The sequence below is a fragment of the Sodalis sp. C49 genome, assembly GCF_046352915.1.
In the GTDB taxonomy this organism is placed as follows: Bacteria; Pseudomonadota; Gammaproteobacteria; order Enterobacterales; family Enterobacteriaceae; genus Acerihabitans.
This window is the reverse complement of the sequence record NZ_CP163303.1, coordinates 1254454-1271524: the sequence shown is the minus strand read 5'-3', so window position 1 is coordinate 1271524 and position 17071 is coordinate 1254454. Positions and strand designations below refer to the sequence as shown.

18 protein-coding genes are annotated in these 17071 nt (G+C 58.7%); 10 read left to right on the top strand and 8 right to left on the bottom strand.

Translation table 11 applies throughout. The features are described from left to right. Positions 1–87: 87 nt before the first annotated feature. The 4 genes from cmoB to ABUK12_RS05615 all read right to left on the bottom strand — a co-directional run bounded on the left by cmoB (position 88) and on the right by ABUK12_RS05615 (position 3200). On the bottom strand, positions 88–1059 hold the full coding sequence (gene cmoB, locus ABUK12_RS05630; RefSeq protein ID WP_410015355.1) for a tRNA 5-methoxyuridine(34)/uridine 5-oxyacetic acid(34) synthase CmoB: 972 nt from the start codon (positions 1057–1059) through the stop codon (positions 88–90). After that, positions 1056–1799 (bottom strand): carboxy-S-adenosyl-L-methionine synthase CmoA, encoded by a 744-nt coding sequence (cmoA, locus tag ABUK12_RS05625; protein ID WP_410015354.1) that lies wholly within the window; start codon positions 1797–1799, stop codon positions 1056–1058. Before cmoA ends, cmoB begins: the two co-directional genes overlap by 4 nt. Positions 1800–1888: 89 nt before the next feature. Continuing rightward, the gene (locus ABUK12_RS05620; RefSeq protein WP_410015353.1) at positions 1889–2284 is read right to left on the bottom strand and encodes an MAPEG family protein; all 396 of its coding nucleotides are present in this window, start codon (positions 2282–2284) and stop codon (positions 1889–1891) included. A 100-nt stretch (positions 2285–2384) separates the two neighbouring features. Next, positions 2385–3200 (bottom strand): DUF72 domain-containing protein, encoded by an 816-nt coding sequence (locus ABUK12_RS05615; protein WP_410015352.1) that lies wholly within the window; start codon positions 3198–3200, stop codon positions 2385–2387. Positions 3201–3426: 226 nt separating this feature from the next. On the opposite strand from ABUK12_RS05615, the gene ABUK12_RS05610 reads away from it, so the two are divergent. Then, a complete protein-coding gene (locus tag ABUK12_RS05610) occupies positions 3427–3759 on the top strand; it encodes an AAA family ATPase (protein WP_410016561.1) in 333 nt (110 codons plus the stop codon). Positions 3760–4200: 441 nt separating this feature from the next. Here the strand turns inward: ABUK12_RS05610 and ABUK12_RS05605 are convergent, their stop codons facing one another. Next, positions 4201–4767, bottom strand: coding sequence for a hydrolase (locus tag ABUK12_RS05605; RefSeq protein WP_410015351.1), 567 nt, complete (start codon positions 4765–4767; stop codon positions 4201–4203). A gap of 330 nt (positions 4768–5097) precedes the next feature. Between ABUK12_RS05605 and aspS the strand changes: the two genes are divergently transcribed. The 6 genes from aspS (at position 5098) to ruvB (ending at position 10398) form a co-directional block, all read left to right on the top strand. Beyond that, positions 5098–6888, top strand: coding sequence for an aspartate--tRNA ligase (gene aspS, locus ABUK12_RS05600; protein WP_410015350.1), 1791 nt, complete (start codon positions 5098–5100; stop codon positions 6886–6888). After that, complete coding sequence (gene nudB / locus ABUK12_RS05595) at positions 6888–7331, top strand: dihydroneopterin triphosphate diphosphatase (RefSeq protein ID WP_410015349.1); 444 nt, start codon at positions 6888–6890, stop codon at positions 7329–7331. Before aspS ends, nudB begins: the two co-directional genes overlap by 1 nt. A 23-nt stretch (positions 7332–7354) precedes the next feature. Beyond that, a complete protein-coding gene (locus tag ABUK12_RS05590; RefSeq protein WP_410015348.1) occupies positions 7355–8098 on the top strand; it encodes a YebC/PmpR family DNA-binding transcriptional regulator in 744 nt (247 codons plus the stop codon). 40 nt (positions 8099–8138) lie between these two features. Beyond that, positions 8139–8660, top strand: a complete 522-nt coding sequence (gene ruvC / locus ABUK12_RS05585; protein ID WP_410015347.1) for a crossover junction endodeoxyribonuclease RuvC — start codon at positions 8139–8141, stop codon at positions 8658–8660. Between the two features lie 101 nt (positions 8661–8761). Continuing rightward, the gene (gene ruvA, locus ABUK12_RS05580; protein WP_410015346.1) at positions 8762–9382 is read left to right on the top strand and encodes a Holliday junction branch migration protein RuvA; all 621 of its coding nucleotides are present in this window, start codon (positions 8762–8764) and stop codon (positions 9380–9382) included. An 8-nt stretch (positions 9383–9390) separates the two neighbouring features. Next, positions 9391–10398 (top strand): Holliday junction branch migration DNA helicase RuvB, encoded by a 1008-nt coding sequence (gene ruvB / locus ABUK12_RS05575; RefSeq protein ID WP_410015345.1) that lies wholly within the window; start codon positions 9391–9393, stop codon positions 10396–10398. A 625-nt stretch (positions 10399–11023) separates the two neighbouring features. Here ruvB and ABUK12_RS05570 read toward each other — a convergent pair. The 3 genes from ABUK12_RS05570 to znuC form a co-directional block, all read right to left on the bottom strand. Then, a complete protein-coding gene (locus ABUK12_RS05570; protein ID WP_410015344.1) occupies positions 11024–11758 on the bottom strand; it encodes a metallophosphoesterase in 735 nt (244 codons plus the stop codon). Positions 11759–11872: 114 nt separating this feature from the next. Further along, positions 11873–12658 (bottom strand): zinc ABC transporter permease subunit ZnuB, encoded by a 786-nt coding sequence (znuB, locus tag ABUK12_RS05565; protein ID WP_410015343.1) that lies wholly within the window; start codon positions 12656–12658, stop codon positions 11873–11875. Continuing rightward, positions 12655–13410, bottom strand: a complete 756-nt coding sequence (gene znuC, locus ABUK12_RS05560) for a zinc ABC transporter ATP-binding protein ZnuC (protein WP_410015342.1) — start codon at positions 13408–13410, stop codon at positions 12655–12657. The genes znuB and znuC overlap by 4 nt, the downstream gene beginning before the upstream one ends. A gap of 74 nt (positions 13411–13484) precedes the next feature. Here znuC and znuA point away from each other — a divergent pair, with 74 nt between their 5' ends. The 3 genes from znuA to lpxM all read left to right on the top strand — a co-directional run bounded on the left by znuA (position 13485) and on the right by lpxM (position 16868). Further along, positions 13485–14417 (top strand): zinc ABC transporter substrate-binding protein ZnuA, encoded by a 933-nt coding sequence (znuA, locus tag ABUK12_RS05555; protein ID WP_410015341.1) that lies wholly within the window; start codon positions 13485–13487, stop codon positions 14415–14417. A gap of 12 nt (positions 14418–14429) precedes the next feature. After that, positions 14430–15758 carry a murein DD-endopeptidase MepM gene (gene mepM / locus ABUK12_RS05550; protein ID WP_410015340.1) on the top strand — a complete coding sequence of 443 codons (1329 nt, stop codon included), beginning with the start codon at positions 14430–14432 and terminating at the stop codon, positions 15756–15758. A gap of 153 nt (positions 15759–15911) precedes the next feature. Further along, positions 15912–16868 (top strand): lauroyl-Kdo(2)-lipid IV(A) myristoyltransferase, encoded by a 957-nt coding sequence (gene lpxM / locus ABUK12_RS05545; protein ID WP_410015339.1) that lies wholly within the window; start codon positions 15912–15914, stop codon positions 16866–16868. Positions 16869–17071: the final 203 nt, after the last annotated feature.

Genomic DNA, 17071 nt, shown 5'->3' with positions numbered 1-17071 from the left:
CGCACACGAACTAACCCACGTGATGCTTGCAAGTACCAAGCCCCGGACTCTTTCTTGGGGCTTTTTTTTATCCGCGGCGCGGCAACGTCAGGGCTTGCGGGCAATCACCACGGCGCGCAGCGGGGCGGGGTAGCCTTCGACCGTCAGCCTGGGGTCGTCGGGATGCAGGAAATCGGCCAGCGATTCGCTGGTCATCCAGGCGGTGCGCCGCTGTTCGTTGGTGGTGGTCAGCGACATATCCGCCAGCCGTACCTGTTCAAAGCCGCATTTTTCCAGCCATAACATCAGCGCGCCGGGGGAAGGAATAAAAAAGACGTTGCGCATCTGGGCGTAACGTTCCCCCGGCACCAGTACCTGCCTGTCGTCGCCTTCGACCACCAGGGTTTCCAATACCAGCTCGCCGCCGCTGACCAATTGGTTCTTAAGCTGCAGCAGATGATCCAGCGGCGAGCGCCGGTGGTACAGCACCCCCATGGAAAATACCGTGTCGAAGGCCGCCAGATCGGGTAATTGCTCGATCCCCAGCGGCAGCAGATGGGCGCGCTGATCCCCGCCCAGCAGTTTACGCACCGCCTCGAACTGGCAGAGGAACAGCTGCATCGGGTCAATGCCCACCGCCAGCTGCGCCCCCGCGCCGACCGCGCGCCACAGGTGATAACCGCTGCCGCAGCCCACATCCAGGATAACGCGTCCGGCCAGCGGGCTGATATGCGGCGCGACCCGTTCCCATTTCCAGTCCGAACGCCATTCGGTATCGATCTCGATATCGTAAAGGGAAAAGGGACCTTTACGCCAGGGCATCAACTGGCGCAATAAGGACTCGACGCCCTCTTTTTGCCCCGGGGGCAGCGGCGCTTCGCCCTGCGCCGTCACGCCGCGCAGCAGGTCCAGGCGCCGGGGCGTCAGCAGGGGCAGGCGCTCGACGGCGTTAAACCACTGGCGGAACTTGCCGTGCAGCGCGTCATGCTGCCAGGCGCTCAGCTGCGCGGGCAGGGTATTCAGCCAATGGCTCAGCGGGCCTTTGGCAATCAGCTGATAAAAATCACCAAAATCCGTCACGCCGCGTTCTCCGGTTTCACGGCGATCAAAGAACCGAAATTAAAGCACTGGAACCAGACCTCGGCATGGCCGAAACCGGCCTGGCGCAGCCTTTCCTTATGGGTTTCCACCGTGTCGGTGAGCATGACGTTTTCCAGCATGCTGCGCTTTTGACTGATTTCCAGTTCGCTGTAGCCGTTGGCCCGCTTAAAGTCATGATGCATGTTGAACAGCAGTTCGCCGATGCCCGCGTCGGTAAAACTTAACTTTTCGGACAGCACCACGGCGCCGCCGGGGTTAAGCCCGGCAAACACGTGGTCGAGCACCCGTTGGCGATCCGCCGGCTCAAGGAATTGCAGCGTGAAGTTCAGCACCACCAGCGACGCGTTGGTAATCGGCACGTCGCGGATATCGGCTTCGATAACCGTGACCGCCGTCGCGGCGCGAAACGACTCGATATGCCGGCGGCAGCGCTCCACCATGGCGGCGGAATTATCCACGGCGATAATACGGCAATCGTCGGCGGTGATGTTGCGGCGCATGGACAGGGTGGCGGCGCCCAGCGCGCAGCCGAGGTCATACACCTGCGACCCGGGGGTGGCGAATCGTCCGGCCAGCATGCCGATCATGGCAATAATGTTGGAGTAGCCGGGGACCGAGCGCTGGATCATATCCGGGAAAACCTCGGCTACCCGCTCGTCAAAGGTCCAGTCGCCCAATTTGGCAATGGGCGCGCAGAAAAGATTATCGTGGTTTGTCATCGGAATATCGGGGTTGTTCAGGGTAAGCCGTTATTCTAACAGATTAGCGGCACAAAGCATGCGTCTGCGCGCCCTATGCCGCCGGCGGTTTAACGCCAACTGAAAACCAGCTCCCAGGGCAGATACCAGAGGTTGAGCAACACCATCATGATAAGCGACGCATAAGTGGCGCTCATGCCGGTGCGGCGCCAGCTGAATTCCCGCTGGCGCAGGCCCAGAGAGTGCATGATTCTGCCTGCCATCAGCATCAGCCCGCACAGATGCAGGGTCCAGTTCGGCGTACCGTTCATTTCCATGATCACCAGCAGCACCAGACCGATGGGGATATATTCCACCGCATTGCCGTGCACGCGGATCGCCGTCTGCAGTTCATAAAATCCACCGTCGCCGTAGGCCACGCGATATAACGTTCGCAGTTTAACGACATCCAATGATAATTTAATCAATAACATGGCGCCGAAAACCACGTAAAGCGCACTCACCATCTCTAACTCCATTTCCCAGAAAACGAGCAGCGGGCAAATAATATCCCGCCCGTGCAGCGCTGTCGTTAAAATCCTGCTTAAAATAACGGTTTTGCCAAGGTTAAAACAACGCGTCCTGCTGCGGCCAGGGAGGGATCGGCCCGAGTCCGCCGATCCTGGCCGCCAGGGACGGCCACACTTGTTGGGCCAGGCGCGGCGCGTGGCCGATGTCCGGCGTATGGATAAACAGAAAAGGGGTGCGGCTTTGCGACCATAACGCCAGTTTATCCAGCCAGGGTTGAAACAGCCGCGCGCTGTCGTCGATATCGTCGTTGCCGATAAACCGCACCAGCGGCCGATCGCCGGTCAGCACGGCATGTACCGGCACCTTGGGCTTTTGCCGCCGCGCCGCCAGCATTGCGGGCGAGGTGCCGGCGCCCTGATGCACCGGGCGGCTGTCGAGGATCACCCGGCTGACGCCGCGCTGTTGCAATCCCCGGTTAAGGCGCCGCTCGTCGTCGCCCTTGGCGAAAAACAGCGGGTGGCGCACTTCCACGCCATAGCTGAACGCGCCGGATAAGGCATCGAGAAATGCCCACAGGTCGCCGAGTTGCGCCGGGCCGAAGGCGGCAGGCAACTGCAGCCAATACTGGCCGATGCGCCCGGCCAAGGGATCCAGTACCTGGTAAAATTGCGCCAGCGGCGCGCGGAAATCGCGCAAGCCGCCCTGGTGGCTGATAGCCGCGGGAAACTTGAAGCAAAAGCGAAAACCGTCGGTGGTCATGGCGTGCCAGTCATAAACCCGCGCCGGATCGGGCAGGGCATACAGCGTGGTATTACCCTCGACGCAGTTAAAATAACGGGCATACTCCGCCAGGCCGGTAATGCCGATGGCGTTCCACGCGCTATGTTGCCATTGCGGCAAGCCGATAAACATGAGAGTTAATCATCCTTAGCGTAAGCGGTTGATAAAATATCTTAGCATACTAATAATAACAGATGAATGCTATAGCTGCACGGTGCCCCGTATTTATGCTGCCCGCGCGCCGGGGACGGGCTAATACCGTGCGCAGCGAGGCTGCTATTTTTACCATGGCCGTTAATACAACACTACTGCATAATAAAAATAAACACGACATAATGGATTGTCCGATGAAAATTAAATCTCTTTTTTAAGAAATTTTAAATGCTTTGAATTATTGGAATTGCAACTTGAGGAGCGCCTCAATGTTATTATTGGCGATAACGCCACGGGTAAAACCCGTATTCCCTTCGCCATCGCGTTTGCCATGAACACTTTTTTATCGGCATCAGAAAAGTCACCGGCGCCAGCGCCCTGGCAATACGTACGCTGCGACAGCAGGAAAACAGGAACGTCCGGACAGGGAACCCGTTGCATGAGCAACTGCCGTTTAACGTGGCGCCCAGCCATACCCGGCAAGAACATGTTGTCGCTGGGTTTACGGATTATAGAGAAAAATCGAATTTATGGATAATCCTGTCCCGGCCTATTTATTAACCACGGAGAGAAAAAAAGATGATAATGCGACCGCTTAATACCGCGTGTTCACCGCTGGGAAAAGGGAATATATCCCCTATGGCCAAGCCATCGGCAATTACTGTAGCTATTGCGAGCGCCGCAGCTACGCCTGCGGTATTGATGTGCCACATCTCCGGCACAAAAAAAGCCAATATATAAAAAGGCTACATTTAGAGTCCATTTTTTGCTGGCCTGTAAAAATCGCAACGCGGTAACAGGCGTCAATGTCGTAAGCGGCCAGTTTTCCCCCCCGTCAGCAATACGTTCCCTATTTTCGCCTATCAGGGGGATGGCCCGGCCATCCCCCTGATAGCCTGAAAGATAAACGCTGGAGCGGGCACCGGGCCGTCCTGGCGCCAGCCTGCGCCGGTGTACCGGCGCGGTATCCCCGCACAGGCTAGAAGGCGGCCAGAACGTCGTCGGTGGAGCGCACCCGGCTAATGCGCGGGAAAATGTTTTGCATGCTGCCGTCGTGCTGCTCCTGGTTATGGGCGCTGCAGGCATCCTCCACCAGCACCAGCTCGTAGCCCATTTCCCAGGCATTGCGCGCGGTGGATTCCACGCCGATATTAGTGGCGATGCCCCCCAGCACCACGGTGCCGATGCCGCGCCGGCGCAGCTGCAAATCCAAATCCGTGCCGTAGAATGCGCCCCACTGGCGTTTTTGGATGCGGATATCGCTGTCCTGCACGCCCAACTGTTCGGGGAATTCCCACCAGTCTTCCGGCAGGCTTCTTGCCCCCGTGGGCGCATCCACCGTTTGTTTCGGCGCATCGCCAAAATCCGGCGACCAGCCGACACGCACCAGGAACACCGGCGCGCCGGCGGCGCGAAAGCGCGCGGCCAGGGAGGCGGCTTTCGCCACCACCTGTTCACCGCTGTATGGACCGCCGGCAAACGGCAGGATCCCTTGCTGCAGATCAATCAGTACCAGCGCGGTGCGCGCGGGGTCGAGTTTAAGCATAAAATATCTCCGGTTGATAACAATACCCTCGATCCAGGCCGCAGCCTGTTCATATCGCCACCGCAAGAGGGTATGTTATCCGGGTGGGGGGATGACAGCGCCCAAGGGTGAATTTTTGTTAATAAATATGTTAATGAATAATTATTTAGCCAGCCGGGGCGCGCAGGGTGCTGACGGGCTTATCCTGCGGGTGAATTTCCTTTATAATGGCCGCCTTTCGAACGCCGGCAAAATACCGATGCATCGCCGCCACTTTCGTCATTAATGAATAACAGCCCTGGCCCGCTTTACCGAGCGGGACGGCACGGGCTGAAAATCAAGGATATCGTTATGCGTACTGTATATTGCGGACAGATCAATTTGTCCCATGTAGGCCAGGAAGTGACATTGTGCGGCTGGGTTAACCGCCGCCGGGACCTCGGCGGTCTGATTTTTATCGACATGCGGGATCGCGAGGGGCTGGCGCAGGTTTTTTTCGACCCCGATCGCCAGGAGGCGTTCAGCCGCGCGGCCGAATTGCGCAACGAATTTTGCATCCAGCTGACCGGCATCGTACGGGCGCGTCCCGACAGCCAGATTAATAAAGAGATGGCCACCGGCGCGGTGGAAGTGCTGGCGACGCAGCTTACCATCATCAACCGCTCCGAACCCCTGCCTCTCGATTCAAATCAAACCAATACCGAAGAGCAGCGGCTGAAATATCGCTACCTGGACCTGCGCCGTCCGGAAATGGCGCAGCGCCTGAAGGCGCGCGCGCGTATCACCAGCGTCGTGCGGCGTTTTATGGACGGCGAGGGCTTCCTGGATATCGAAACCCCGATGCTGACCAAGGCCACGCCGGAAGGCGCGCGCGACTACCTGGTGCCCAGCCGGGTGCACAAAGGCAAGTTTTATGCGCTGCCGCAGTCGCCGCAGCTGTTCAAGCAGTTATTGATGATGTCCGGTTTTGATCGCTATTACCAAATCGTGAAATGCTTTCGCGATGAAGATTTGCGCGCCGACCGCCAGCCCGAATTTACCCAGATCGATGTGGAAACCTCCTTCATGAGCGCCGGACAGGTGCGCGAGGTCATGGAGCGTCTGGTGTGCACCCTGTGGCAGGAAATCAAAGGCGTCGATCTGGGCGCGTTCCCGGTGATGACCTATGCCGAGGCGATGCGCCGCTTTGGGTCCGATAAACCCGATCTGCGCAACCCCATGGAAATCGTCGACGTCGCCGACCTGGTGAAAGACCTTGAGTTCAAGGTATTCTCCGGCCCCGCCAACGACAGCAAAGGCCGGGTGGCGGCGCTGCGCGTTCCCGGCGGCGGCCAGCTGAGCCGCAAGCAGATCGACGAATACGGCAAGTTTATTGAAATCTACGGCGCCCGCGGCCTGGCCTACATCAAGGTCAATAAGCGCGACCAGGGTCTCGACGGAATACAGAGCCCGGTGGCCAAATTCCTCGACGCCGCCGTGCTTGAATCCCTCCTCGCCCGCACCGGCGCGCAGGACGGCGATATCCTGTTCTTCGGCGCGGATCGTTATAAAATCACCACCGACGCGCTGGGCGCGCTGCGCCTGAAGCTGGGCCGCGACCTGCAACTGACCGACGAGACGCGCTGGGCGCCGCTGTGGGTGATCGATTTCCCAATGTTCGAAGAAGACGACGAGGGCGGCCTGGCGGCCATGCACCATCCCTTTACCGCGCCGCTGGCCATGGATCCCGACGCGCTTGCGGCCGCGCCGCTGGACGCCGTCGCCAACGCCTACGACATGGTGTTGAACGGCTATGAGGTCGGCGGCGGCTCGGTGCGTATCCATCGCAGCGAAATGCAGCAGACGGTGTTCGGCATTCTCGGCATCACCGAGCATGAACAGCGGGAAAAATTCGGTTTCCTGCTCGATGCGCTGAAATACGGCACGCCGCCCCATGCCGGCCTGGCCTTCGGCCTTGATCGCCTGGTGATGCTGCTGACCGGCACCGACAATATCCGTGACGTTATCGCTTTTCCCAAGACCACCGCGGCCGCCGATCCGATGACCGACGCGCCGAGCTTCGGCAACCCCGCCGCCCTGGCGGAATTGTCTATTGCCGTCATTGGCAAGGGCAAGGAAGCGGCGGAACGCGGGCAGCAATAATGGTCTGGAAACGCCCGGTATCGGTGCTGATCGTTATTTACGCCGGCGACAGCGGCCGGGTATTGATGTTGCAGCGGCGGGATGACCCGCAGTTCTGGCAGTCGGTGACCGGCAGCCTTGAGGACGGTGAATCGCCGGCCGCCGCCGCCAGGCGCGAGGTCAGGGAAGAGACCGGCATCGATATCGACGCCGAGCATCTTGAACTGCGGGACTGCGAGCGTTGTATCGAATTTGAAATTTTCAGTCATTTGCGCCACCGATATGCGCCGGGAGTGACGCGCAATACAGAATATTGGTTCAGTTTAACGTTACCCTCTGAACGGGTACCCGCAATCAGCGAACATCTGGCTTACCGCTGGCTGCCGGCCGCCGAGGCGGCCTTACTGACCAAATCCTGGAGCAATCGGCAGGCGATTGAAGAATTTGTTATTTATCCGGCCTGAGAAGGCTTATTTCGGAGAGAGTTATGGCAGGTCATAGTAAGTGGGCCAACACCAAGCATCGTAAAGCGGCTCAGGACAGTAAACGTGGCAAGATTTTTACCAAAATCATTCGCGAGCTGGTGACCGCCGCGCGCCTGGGCGGCGGCGACGTGGGATCCAACCCGCGCCTGCGCGCCGCGGTGGATAAGGCGCTGGCGAATAATATGACGCGCGACACGCTTAACCGCGCCATCGCGCGCGGCGTCGGCGGCGACGACGATACGCAAATGGAAACCATTGTGTACGAAGGTTACGGTCCCGGCGGTACGGCGGTCATGGTGGAGTGCCTGAGCGACAACCGTAATCGCACCGTGGCCGAGGTCCGCCACGCGTTTACCAAGACCGGCGGCAATCTGGGCACCGACGGGTCGGTCTCCTACCTGTTCACCAAAAAAGGCGTGATTTCCTATGCCCCGGGCCTGACGGAAGATCAGGTGATGGACGCGGCGCTGGAAGCCGGCGCGGAAGATGTGGTGACCTACGACGACGGCGCTATCGATGTCTACACCACGCCGGAAGATTTCGGCCGGGTCAAGGACGCCCTGGAGGCCGCCGGATTACACGCCGATTCTTCCGAGGTGGGGTTAATCCCTTCCACCAAGGCCGATTTGGACGAGGAAACCGCGCCCAAGCTGCTCAGGCTGATTGACCTGCTGGAAGACTCCGACGACGTCCAGGAAGTCTACCATAACGGCGAAATCTCCGACGAGGTGGCGGCAACGCTGTGACGGACTTCCGGTGTGACGGCAGCCTGGGCGGTGCCCGGATATGACGATTATCCTCGGTATCGACCCGGGTTCCCGCATCACCGGTTACGGCATTTTACGCCAGCAGGGACGGGTGCTCACCTATCTTGGCAGCGGGTGTATCCGCACCAAGGTGGATGACCTGCCCACCCGGCTAAAGCTCATTTATGCCGGCGTCAGCGAAATCATCACCCAGTTCCAGCCGGATTTTTTCGCCATCGAACAGGTGTTTATGGCGAAAAACGCCGACTCGGCGCTCAAGCTCGGCCAGGCGCGCGGCGTCGCCATCGTGGCGGCGATGAACCATGAGCTGCCGGTGTTTGAATACGCCGCGCGCCAGGTGAAACAAACGGTGGTCGGCACCGGCTCGGCGGACAAAAGCCAGGTACAGCATATGGTGCGCGTATTGCTCAAATTATCCGCCAGCCCCCAGGCGGATGCCGCCGACGCCCTGGCGATTGCCATTACTCACTGCCATGTCAACCAGAACGCGCTGCGCTTAGGCAACAGCCGCCTTAATCTTTCCCGGGGCCGCCTGGGGTAAAGCCGCCCCCGGCCCGAACCGGCTGGATATTCATCCAGCCTTTATTATGTTATAAACATGCCATCGCCATATGACAAATAAGCCCTGAAAGGAAGGTTACTGTGATCGGACGTCTTAGAGGCATCATCCTGGAAAAACAACCACCGCTGGTGCTGCTTGAGATCCACGGCGTGGGTTATGAAATCCATATGCCCATGACCTGTTTTTATGCGCTGCCCGAAACCGGCGTGGAAGCGATCATTTATACGCATTTTATCGTGCGGGAAGATGCCCAACTGCTGTTTGGCTTCACCAACAAACAGGAACGCGCGTTGTTTCGCGAGCTGATCAAAGTGAACGGCGTCGGCCCCAAGCTGGCGCTGGCCATCCTTTCCGGCATGTCGGCCCAGCAGTTCGTCAACACCGTTGAACGGCAGGAAATCAACGCGCTGGTCAAATTACCCGGCGTCGGCACCAAAACCGCCGAACGGCTGGTGGTGGAAATGAAAGATCGCTTTAAGGGCATGAACGGCGAACTGTTTGCCCTGGGCGGCGGCAGCGATATGCCGCTTACCGCGCCGGCCAGCGGCAAGCCGGATACCGATCCGGAAGCGGAAGCGGTTGCGGCATTGGTTTCCCTGGGTTATAAGCCTCAGGAGGCCAGCCGCATGGTCAGTAAAGTGGCCCGGCCGGATGCCGATTGCGAATCGATGATCCGCGACGCCCTGCGCGCCGCGCTGTGAGGTAGAGGATGATTGAAGCAGACCGTTTGATTTCCGCCGGCGTGGTGATAGAAGAAGAGATTATCGACCGGGCCATCCGGCCGAAAACCCTGGAAGATTATATCGGGCAGCCCCACGTGCGCGAGCAGATGGAAATCTTTATCCAGGCGGCCAAAATGCGCGGCGACGCGCTTGATCATCTACTGATTTTTGGTCCGCCGGGATTGGGGAAGACCACCCTGGCGCATATCGTCGCCAACGAGATGGGCGTTAACCTGCGCACTACCTCCGGCCCGGTACTGGAAAAACCGGGCGACCTGGCGGCCATGCTCACCAATCTTGAGCCGCATGATGTCCTGTTTATCGATGAGATTCATCGCCTGTCGCCGGTGGTGGAAGAGGTACTCTACCCGGCGATGGAAGATTACCAGCTGGATATCATGATAGGCGACGGGCCTGCCGCCCGATCGATTAAAATCGAGCTGCCGCCCTTTACCCTGGTGGGCGCCACCACCCGCGCCGGTTCCCTCACATCCCCGCTGCGCGATCGCTTCGGCATTGTCCAGCGTCTGGAATTTTACCAGGTGGCGGATTTGCAGCATATCGTCAAACGCAGCGCCCAATGCCTGGAGCTTAGCATCACGGAGGCCGGGTCCCATGAAATTGCCAAACGCGCCCGCGGCACGCCCCGTATCGCCAATCGCCTGCTGCGGCGGGTAAGGGATTTTGCCGAGGTTCGCGCCGAGGGCAATATTACCGATGATGTGGCGGTCAACGCCCTGAATTTGCTCAATGTCGATACCGAAGGTTTCGATTTTATGGACCGTAAGCTGCTGCTGGCGATTATTGATAAGTTTATCGGCGGCCCGGTGGGGCTGGATAACCTGGCGGCGGCTATCGGCGAGGAGCGGGAAACCATCGAGGATGTGATCGAGCCGTTTTTGATCCAGCAGGGGTTTATCCAGCGCACGCCGCGGGGGAGAATTGCGACGGCGTTTGCGTATAAGCATTTTGGCATAGTGCGCGGGGAGCTTTAGAGAGGCATTAATCGTCGACGGTACAGGCGGCGTTGCTTTGCTTGTTGTGTGGGTCGGCGCCTTTTGAACGCTGAGTAAGTTTCGCTTCCGGTGTGGGGCACATGTTTTTAATGACGGCTGGGTGAGTTTCTCTTGCCGTGTGGGGCACATGCTTTTTCGACAGTGAGGAAAGTTTCGCTTGCCACACGTCGCGGTGTTATATATTGCCCCGTGCGGGCAATCGACGATGGGCCGGCAGTCGCCCCGGCCCCCTCGACCCCCGGGCTTCCGGCAGGTCGCGCGCCGCTGCGCGGTGCCTTCCGTCCCGGTTCACGCCCTTTGGACCACAAGGCACGCGCTCCCGGCGCGGGCCTTAGCTCTCGCCGCATCCCTGCGGCTCGTCCGGTCGTGCACCGTGCCGTCAGCGCGCTTGATGCCGGTCTAAGGTCAAAAGCACGTTCAAGGTCAGAAGCAAAATCAATATCAACGACTAAGCAACGGCTTAATAAGCAATTTTATGCTGCGTGCTGACTTCTGCTCTCAGTCCTATAACCGGCTGCTTTATAAGGAGAATGACGCATATCGCATGGAATCGGCTATGGGCGTGAGCACGCAAAATGAAAGCAGACGCACCCAATTCACGGACTCAAACGGAAATATGATGGCTAACCAGGGTACCGTTTACCCAGCGATGGATCATGAGCGCGGGCGGGTCGTTAGCCGGTGGGACGGTTTTCGCGCCAAACCACATAGGATTTGCGGGACAAATGGGTCCGCAGATATAGGCGGGTATTCCCGCCAGTGTACCCGCGACAGGTCGATGAACATGACCTGTCGCTATCGCGACGGGGCGTCGCGGTTGTCTTCGCAAAAACTCACCCAATGCCACCGACCCGTGGCACATGATTTGATCCATAGGCGGGATGCCGCTCGCAAATACATGATGGTGCAAAAACAACATTGACGTTGCCGGCCCCTCAGATAATAGCGTTTTTTCCAACCAGGGAAGATGTTCATCCACGCTTCCCGCTGACGTTCCCTTAGCCGTTGAGTCAAGGCCGATAAGGCGAACACCCTCGATATCCGCCACAAAATGCAGTGCGCCAGCGGCATCGTCGGCCCAGCAAGCACAGCCGAAAATGGCCCGCATCGAGGTGCGGTTATCGGAATTACCCGGCAGGATAAATGCAGGATAGGCCCGATTACCCAGACGGGCGGCAATCGCGGTGTAGCCGTCGATCCAGTCATCATCAACCAGGTCGCCAGTGAGGACCAAACCGTCGGGTTTGATCAAGTCCAGCCATGCAAGGGCGCGGTCAAGCCGGGACAGGTTATCATTGTCCTGGGCCGCATGAATGTCTGTTACCTGGGCGATAATCACGTGTATCTCCTATCGTTAAGCAACATCCATGGACAACGCTCAGTTTACCGTATGGGTTGTTTGATTGCCGCCGCCGCTGGCACCTATTTGCTATTAATCAGCCGTTGGTTGGCGCTACACCCTCTGCCGACTAAACAAGCTCAACCCAAACAATACCGACGCGCACAACACCACCGATGGCCCCGCCGGCGTGTCATACCACGCCGATAGCGTCAATCCGCCGGTCACCGCAATCATGCCGGCCACTACCGCCAGTAACGCCATCTGTTCCGGCGTGCGGGAAAAACGGCGCGCGGCGGCGGCCGGGATAATCAACAGCGAGGTGATGATCAGCGCGCCGACAAACTTCATCGCCAGGCCGATAGTCAGGGCGGTGACCAGCATCAGTAAGAGTTTTACCCGCGGCAGGGAAATCCCATCCACATGGGCCAGTTCCGGACTGATGGTTACCGACAGCAGCGCCCGCCACTGCCAGGCCAGGAGTATCAGCACCACCGCCACGCCGGCGGCAATCAGTAAAATATCGGACAGGGTGACCGACAGCAGATCGCCGAACAGATAGGCCATCAGGTCCACTCGTACATTCGACATCAGGCTTACCACCACCAGCCCCAGTGACAGGGCGCTGTGGGCCATGATGCCCAGCACAGTGTCGATGGCCAGCTGCGGATAACGCTCAAGCCATACCAGTATCAGCGCCAGCACCAGCGTCACGGCGATGACGGCGTAGAAAGGATTGATATTCAGCAGCAGGCCGAAGGCGACACCAAGCAGCGACGCATGGGCCAGCGTGTCGCCAAAATAGGACATCTTGCGCCAGACGACAAACGACCCCAGGGGACCGGCCGCCATGGCCAGCAATACGCCAGCCAGCCAGCCGGGCAGCAGCAGTTCAATCATAACGGGCCGTCCTCACGCCGGCGCACCACCTGGCCCTGCAGATCGTGGGCATGATTATGGTGATGCCGGTAAACGGCCAGCTGTTCGACGCCGTGATAACCGAACATGGCGATAAATTCCGGATGGGCGGAGACCGTTTCCGGCGAGCCGGAGCAGCAAATATGCTGGTTCAGGCATAAGACCTCGTCGGTCTTCGCCATGACCAGATGTAAATCATGGGAGACCATCAGCACTCCGCAGCCAAACCTGTGGCGAATTTGGTCGATCAAATCGTATAACGCCACCTGGCCGCTCACGTCCACGCCCTGGGTCGGTTCATCCAACACCAGCAACTGCGGTTTATTGAGCAGCGCGCGCGCCAGCAGCACCCGCTGCATTTCCCCGCCGGATAATTTCTGCATCGGCTGTTCCAGCAAATGAGCGGCCTGGACCTGCGCCAGCGCGGGTAGCACATCGTCTTTGCCGACCCCGGGCCGCAGGCGCATAAAGCGGCCGACCGTCAGCGGCAGCGTGACGTCAAGATGGATTTTTTGCGGCACATAACCGATGCGCAGGCGGGCCGTACGCGACAAGATGCCCGCCGTGGGCGCGATCAGACCGAGCACTACCCGCACCAGCGTGGATTTTCCGGCGCCGTTCGGACCCATTAAGGTCAGGATCCGGCCGGCGCGCAGCGTTAAAGAGATGTGACTCAAGACGTGTTTTTGCCCGAAGGAGACGGAAATACCGTCAAGCGTTACCAGATTGGTCATGTGAATTACAGTTGCGAAACAGCCAAAATGTTATAATATCACACCCCTAACCGTTGCCGAAGAGAATTATCGCTATGAATTCCCGCAGTAAAAAATTCCCACGCCTGCTGCTGGCCGGCGTATTGACGCTTGCCGCGACCAGTGTCCCGGCCTGGGCTAATATCGTCGCCTCCATCAGGCCGCTGGGATTTATAGCCTCCGCCATCGGCGACGGCGTGATGCCGACCGATGTCCTGTTGCCTGATGGCGCGTCGCCTCATGACTATGCGCTGCGGCCCTCCGACATCAAACGTATCCAGAACGCCTCCCTGCTGGTCTGGGTCGGTCCGGAACTGGAAGCCTTTATGAGCAAGCCGGCGGCGGCCTTGCCGGCGGACAAAAACCTGATGCTGTCCACGCTGCCGTCTGTCCGCCCGCTGCTGATAAAAGGTGCGGAGCACGACGACCCGGCGGATTCGGCCCACGCGGACGACCACCATCACGGCGAATATAATATGCATCTGTGGATGTCGCCGGAGATTGCCAAACAGGCCGCTTTCGCCATCCACGACCAATTATTGCGGCTGATGCCCGAAAAAAAATCACAATTGGACGCGAATCTGCTGTTTTTCACCGCGGCATTGACAAAAAATGACAAAAATATCGCTACAATGCTAGCGCCGGTAAGCGGAAAAGGGTATTTCGTATTTCACGATGCCTATGGCTATTTCGAACAACACTATGGCCTGACCCCTTTGGGGTATTTCACCGTTAATCCCGAAATCCAACCGGGCGCCCAGGCATTACACCATATTCGAACACAGTTGGTTGAGCAAAAAGCCGTGTGCATATTTGCTGAGCCACAATTCAGGCCAGCCGTTATCAACGCTGTGGCCCAGGGAACGAGCGTGCGTATCGGCACCCTCGACCCGCTGGGGACTGGTATCGCATTGGGCAAGGCAAGCTACATTGACTTCCTGCTGCAATTGACGAACCAGTACGTGAGCTGCCTGGAGAAGAACTCATGAGGATAGTAATAAGTGCAGCAGATACTTCGCTCTATCACGCTGGCGTATAATAATCTGCCCCGACCCCACCGCGTCATGCTGGGGTCGCTCACCGTGGTTACCCTGGCCGTGGCGGTATGGCGGCCATACGTCTATTCCCCTGTTATGGAACCCACCGTCAGCCGGCCCGCGCCGGCGGTCGACGCGCCGGCCCGCGCTCTGGCCCCCGAGGCCAGCGAGCCTATCGATCAATCCGCCGCCGATAACGACGACGACGTGCCGCCGGAAGATGAACTGGACGAGAAGGTGACGGATGAAACGGGCGTCCATGAATATGTGGTGTCCACCGGCGATACCCTGGGCAGTATTTTGACGCAGTATGGCATCGATATGTCCGATATCGGCCAACTGGCCCAGCAGTTTCCCGATCTGCGTAATCTGAAGATCGGCCAGCAAATTTCCTGGACCCTGAACGACGCCGGCGAACTGCAGCGCCTGACCTGGGAAATGTCGCGCCGGGAAACCCGCACCTATGACCGTATTGACGGCGGTTTTAAACAAAGCGTGGCCAATCTGGCAGGCGAGTGGAAAAATATAGCGCTGACAGGCCAGCTCAACGGCAGCTTTGTCAACAGCGCCCGCGCCTCTGGATTGTCAAACGCCGAAGTCAGCGCGGTCATTAAGGCTATGCAGTGGCAGCTCGATTTTCGCAAGCTGCAAAAAGGCGATAAGTTCGCCGTGCTGACCTCCCGGGAAATGCTCGACGGGCGCAGCGAGCAAAGCGAACTGGTGGCCGTGCGCATCAACACCGGCGGCAAGGATTATTATTCCTTCCGCGCCGAGGACGGTAAATTTTACAACAACGACGGCGCCGGACTGGCGCGCGGTTTTATGCGTTTTCCCACCATGAAGCAGTTCCGCGTATCCTCTAACTTCAATCCCCGGCGCCTGAATCCCGTCACCGGGCATATCGCTCCGCACCGCGGCGTGGATTTCGCCATGCCGGTGGGCACGCCGGTGCTGGCGGTGGGCGACGGCGAGGTGGTGGTCAGCAAAAACGGCGACGGCGCCGGCAATTACGTGGCCATACGGCACGGGCGTCAATATACCACCCGCTATATGCATTTAAAGAAATTGTTGGTGAAGCCGGGCCAGAAGGTGAAACGTGGCGATCGCATTGCGCTCTCCGGCAATACCGGGCGTTCCACCGGGCCGCATCTGCATTATGAAATCTGGGTCAACCAGCAGGCGGTCAATCCGCTGACCGCCAAGCTGCCGGTTACCGAAGGCCTGAGCGGCAAAGAGCGCCTGGACTATCTGGCGCAGGTCAGGCAAGCCATGCCGCAGCTTCAATTCGACTGATATGTTATCTTAACGGCAGCCGATAGATGATCGGCTGCCGTTTTATGTTTATGATTACCGCTACATTATGCCAAGAAGGGACATAGAGCCCGCCTCATCAATCGACAGCACGGGTTTTCGACCGTCAGGGCGATTGAAAGCAAAGAGAGTTGCATGGAAAACGATAACAAGATCACCGCCGTTGAATTCATTCCGCAATTTAAAACCGAGTTCTATCACCCGCGCTACTGGGGCGTCTGGTGCGGTATCGGCTTAATCGCCGGCGCGACCTTTATCCCGCCGCGTTTACGCGATCCGGTATTGGGCGGCATCGGCCGGATGGTGGGTAAACTCGCCAAAGGCGCGCGCCATCGCGCCCGGGCCAATTTACTGTACTGCCTGCCCGAGCTGAGCGAACCGGCGCGGGAAAAAATCATTGACGATATGTTCGCCACGGTACCGCAATCCACGGTGCTGATGGCCGAGCTGGCTTGCCGCAATCCCGACAGGTTGTCAAGCCGGGTTCATTGGCACCACGAGGAGATCATTGCGCAGGCTACGGCGCAGCAGCGCAATATTATTTTCCTGGTGCCGCACGGCTGGGCGGTGGATGTGCCGGCCATGCTGATGTCGGCGCGCGGGCAGAAGGTCGCCGGTATGTTCCATAACCAGCGCAACGAACTGGTGGACTATATGTGGAATCGGGTGCGGCGCCGTTTCGGCGGGCGGCTGCATGCGCGCAACGACGGGGTTAAGCCTTTTGTCAGCTCGGTGCGGCAGGGGTGGTGGGGGTATTACCTGCCGGACCAGGATCATGGGCCTGAGCATAGCGAGTTCGTGGATTTTTTCGCCACTTATAAAGCGACGCTGCCGGCAATCGGCCGTTTGATGAAAATCTGTCGGGCGGCGGTAATCCCGCTATTTCCGGTGTACAACAGTAAGACCAGCCAGCTGGATATTTATGTTCGTCCGCCAATGGACGATATTGCCGGCCAGGACGATCGCTATATTGCCCGGCGGATGAACGAGGAAGTGGAAAACCTGGTGGGGCCGAATCCGGAGCAATATACCTGGATCCTTAAACTACTGAAAACGCGCAAGCCCGGCGATAAAGATCCCTATAAGCGTTAATTGCCCAGAACAGGCAAGAAAAAAGACCCCATAGGCACGTTCTCCCTTAAACACGACTGCTGTAAGCGCGGTGTTGGCGGGCCTACCGCACCATGGGGCGCTCGGTCGGGCGGGAATACCACGCCCGATTCGACCCCATTGGCACGCTCTCCCTTAACCCGTCTGCGTCGAGCTCGGGGTTGGCGGGCACAGCATGCCATGGG